The sequence below is a fragment of the Flavobacterium tistrianum genome (genome assembly GCF_003254545.1).
In the GTDB taxonomy this organism is placed as follows: domain Bacteria; phylum Bacteroidota; class Bacteroidia; order Flavobacteriales; family Flavobacteriaceae; genus Flavobacterium; species Flavobacterium tistrianum.
Genome location: NZ_QJRH01000040.1, coordinates 1 through 4511, shown reverse-complemented (window position 1 = coordinate 4511; position 4511 = coordinate 1). Strand labels below are relative to the sequence as shown.

The window sequence follows — 4511 nt, the reverse complement described above, 5'->3', positions numbered from 1 at the left end:
AGTTAACGCTTCTGGACCGTATGCCAATACGGCAACGGTATCAGCAAACGAGCATGATCCGACCCTGTCAAACAATATCAGTACCATTACTCCAGCACCAATAGCAACTCCTCTTAAACAAGCCGATTTAAGTGTTGCAAAAACTGTAGATAACGCTTCCCCAAATGTTGGAGATAATGTTATTTTTACTCTTACGGCCTCTAATTTAGGCCCTAATGATGCTACAGGAGTTCAAGTGACCGAGTTATTGCAATCGGGTTACACTTTTGTCAGCGCAACGGCAGCAACAGGCACTGCTTATAACAGCGCTTCGGGACTTTGGACTATTGGAAATCTTGCCAACGGAGGCATTGCAGTGCTGACTGTAACAGCCAAAGTAAATGCAAACGGGACCTATACCAACAGTGCTGCCATCTCTGGCAATCAGTCTGATCCTGTAAATGCCAACAACAATCAAAGTGTTACCCCAATTCCTACCAATAAAATAGTAGCTGTTAAAGATGATTTTACAGCCAATCCAGTTAGTACTTTAGGAGGCATTTTGCCAAATGTAATAAGCAACGATTTATTTAATGGCCAGCCTGTGAATCCAGCCAATGTAACCATTTCGCTGATAAATGCTCCTTCTGGTTTTTCAATTGATGCCAACGGAAATATAACTATTCCGGAGGACTTAGATATTGGCAACCATTCTATTGAATATCAAATATGCGACAAGCTAAATCCAAACGTTTGCAGTACCTCTATTGTAGAATTTAGGGTAGCCGATGCGTGCGATTTTGACGATTCGCCAGTAAACTGCGATATTATTGTTCACAATGCTTTTACTCCTAATGACGATGCTGTAAACGATTATTTTTATATAGAAAATATCGAACGATATAAAGACAATAGAGTGCAGATTTATAATATATGGGGGGTTTTAGTTTATGAACAGCATGGATATGATAACAAAGCGGTAGCTTTTAAAGGATTCTCTGAAGGAAGAACCACAATCAACAAGTCAGAAGGACTGCCTGATGGGACTTATTATTACGTAATCGAATATGTCAAATCTAATAAAAAGGCCAAAAATGCTGCTGGCTATTTGTATTTAACCAGATAAAAATCCTTTTATCATAAAATAAATTCTACACCATGAAAAATATAAAATATATGAAAATAAGGGTACTATCATACGTTTTGCTGGCAATAAGCTGTAGCAGTTATGCCCAGCAAATTCCACAGTACACACAATATATGTATAATACAGTCACTATCAATCCGGCTTATGCGGGCACTAGAGAAGCTATCAGCATTTTTGGATTATATCGCACCCAATGGGTTGGATTGGATGGTGCGCCAAAAGACAACGTTTTCTCGATAAATGCTCCATTTAATAGCGAAAGCCGCGTCGGGATTGGTTTTACTTTTGAAAATCACAAAGTAGGTCCAACTACTCAGAATAATTTTTCTGGAGATATTTCATATTCAATACCTGTTTCCGAAGATTCCAAACTTTCTTTTGGTATTAAAGCATCCGCCAACCTATTTAATTTGGATATCTCAAAATTAAACCCAGAGCAAAGTAACGATACTAGATTGTACAATTACAATGAGTTTTCTCCTAATTTTGGAGCAGGAGCCTATTGGTACTCTGACAAAGCCTATGTTGGCCTCTCAGTACCCTATTTTCTAGAAACCGAACGTTCTACAAACGAGGTGGCTGTATATAAAGAAAAGATGCATTATTATTTGATAGGCGGATATGTATTTGATCTTTCCAATTCGGTAAAATTCAAGCCGGCCACTCTAGTAAAAATGGTTCAAGGAGCACCATTGCAGGTTGATGTATCAGCCAATTTTCTTTTCAACGAAAAATTTGTTTTGGGAGCCGCTTATCGTTGGAGTGCGGCAGTAAGCGCCATGGCAGGATTTCAAATTTCCAACAGTATGTATATAGGGTATGCCTATGATCATGATACTACTAATTTGGCCAATTATAATTCAGGCTCACACGAAATATTCCTGCGTTATGAAATATTTCCAAGGATAGTCAAAATCATAACTCCAAGATTCTTCTAATACTGAAAGATTATGAAAAGCAAGCAATTTATTTATATAGCAGCACTCCTTTTATTGGCAAACCCAGATTTGTTGGCTCAAAAGATAAAAGTTGCCAAAGCAGACAAAACCTATGATCGTTTAGGGTATATGGATGCAATAAAGGTTTATGAACATGTAGCCCAAAAAGGTTACGAATCTAAAGAAATCTTTGAGAAATTGGCCAATTCTTACTATTTCAACGGAGAACTCCCAACCGCTGCAAAATGGTATGACAAATTATTTGCAGCAGGAGCTCCAGCACAGCCTGAATATTATTACCGCTATGCCCAAAGTCTTAAAGCTACGGGAAATACTAAAAAAGCTGACGCAATAATGGCGCAGTTTAGTAATTTGGCGCCTAATGATTCCAGAGCTATCGAGTTTTTAGGAAAGAGAGATTACCTGGCTGAAATTAAGGCCAATTCTGGAAATTATGAAGTAATGAATGCGGGCACAGCAATTAACACGGAGCAGTCAGATTATGGTGCGATTTATTTTGACAAAAAGATAATTTTTACTTCCACTAGAGATGATAGTTCGGTAAAGAACAAAAAGCAAAACTGGACGGGACAAAACTTTTCTAACCTGTTTGCCGCGAATGTAAATGAAGATGGTACTTTCAGCAACACTGAATTGTTTTCTAAAGAGATCAGCAGCAAATACAATGAGTCAACACCTGTTTTTACTAAAGATGGGCAAACCGTTTACTTTACGCGAAATAATTTTAATAATGGAAAAAGAGGCAAAGATGAAACCCAAACAACCCTTCTTAAGATCTATAGAAGTAAAAAAGTAAACGGAAAATGGGAAGATATTATCGAATTGCCGTTTTGTTCAGAGAATTACAGCGTAGCACATCCAACTCTGAGCCCAGACGAAAAAACGCTTTATTTTGCTTCTAATATGCCTGGAACTATTGGCCTGTCTGATATTTTCAAGGTGGCGATTAATCCAGATGGAACTTTTGGAAAACCAGAAAATTTAGGCAAATCGATTAATACCGAGGCTCGTGAGACTTTTCCGTTTGTGACCTCAGACAACCAATTGTATTTTGCTTCAGATGGGCATTTGGGACTTGGAGGATTAGACATTTTTACCACTAACTTAAATGAGAGTAATGCCACTGTTACAAACATTGGCATGCCTATCAATACACAAATGGATGATTTTGCTTTTTTTCTTAACGAAAATAAGACCGACGGACTTCTAAGCTCTAATCGTGATGGAGGTAATGGCTCTGATGATATTTATAAATTTAAAAAATGCATCGTAAATGTAAAGGGACAAGTTCTTGACGAAAACAAAAATACACCACTTGCAAATGCTGCTGTTTACATTTTTGACAAGATGCAAAAACAAATTTTAAAGGCAACGGCAGATGATTTTGGAAGATTTGAGTTTAAAGCAAATTGCAATGAGCAGTATTTTGTAAGAGCAGAAAAAGAGAATTTTGAAACTGCCGAAGTACCGCTCAAAACAGATCAATCTCAAGAAAAACAGGTTACTATAGCATTAAAACAGACCATTATACCTCTTGACGAAGGAACCGATTTGGCCAAAGTGCTAAACATACCTATTATTTATTTTGACCTTGACAAATCCAATATCCGTAAAGATTCGGAAATTGAATTGCAAAAAATATTAACTGTTCTTGAAGAAAATCCAACTTTAAAAATCGGAATCCGTTCGCATACCGACAGCAGAGCTTCTAAAGAATACAATATTAAATTATCGGATAGAAGAGCCCAATCGACCCGAAATTATTTAATCGCGCATGGCATTGCCGCCAATCGATTGACAGCTAAGGGTTATGGCGAATCTCAATTGGTAAACGATTGTTCTGATGGGGTAAAATGCTCTGAAGAAGAACACCAAAAAAACAGACGAAGCGAATTTATAATAATTAAATAACTAGAAGCTAATAAAGAAAGCTTTGTTTTGCAGTAAAAAAGCGTGGCCTTAGGTTTCGAAAAAATAGAATCTATTGACAAAATCATTTAGGCCAGCCTTTACCATAAAACAGTTAGATTGCTTATTTTTGTAGATTTTATGCATATGATTTCTGCTAGTGCAAGTTTTACGCATAATCAACATAATTTTGGAAACAAAAACTCTGAAGAGTGCTGGAATAATTTTTACCTTTTATGCTTATAATTAAGTTAACTATCTATTAAAAGCTTTGAGAATCTGAAGCTTTTTTGCCTGCAAGAAGAAAAGAATCGAATATAGCATTGTAATTTTTTTTCATACAGTCTTATCTAATCATCAGAAATTAGACAACGATAAAATAATCTTCTGCTTATCAAAAAAAAACAGCCATATCACCTTCCAAAATCAATGTGCAAGAAAAGAAAAAAACGTAACTAACTAACTAACTAACTAACTAACTAACTAACTAACTAACTAACTAACTAACTAACTAACTA

The 4511-nt window shown here is 36.4% G+C and carries 3 protein-coding genes; all 3 read left to right on the top strand.

What is annotated here, in order from left to right; all coding sequences use genetic code 11:
- Positions 1-1105 (top strand): T9SS type B sorting domain-containing protein (locus DMB71_RS00210; protein ID WP_162614733.1); only part of this gene is annotated, 1105 nt, incomplete at its 5' end.
- 50 nt (positions 1106-1155) lie between these two features.
- Positions 1156-2064 carry a PorP/SprF family type IX secretion system membrane protein gene (locus DMB71_RS00205; RefSeq protein WP_111362678.1) on the top strand — a complete coding sequence of 303 codons (909 nt, stop codon included), beginning with the start codon at positions 1156-1158 and terminating at the stop codon, positions 2062-2064.
- Between the two features lie 12 nt (positions 2065-2076).
- Positions 2077-3996, top strand: a complete 1920-nt coding sequence (locus DMB71_RS00200) for an OmpA family protein (RefSeq protein WP_111362677.1) — start codon at positions 2077-2079, stop codon at positions 3994-3996.
- Positions 3997-4511: the final 515 nt, after the last annotated feature.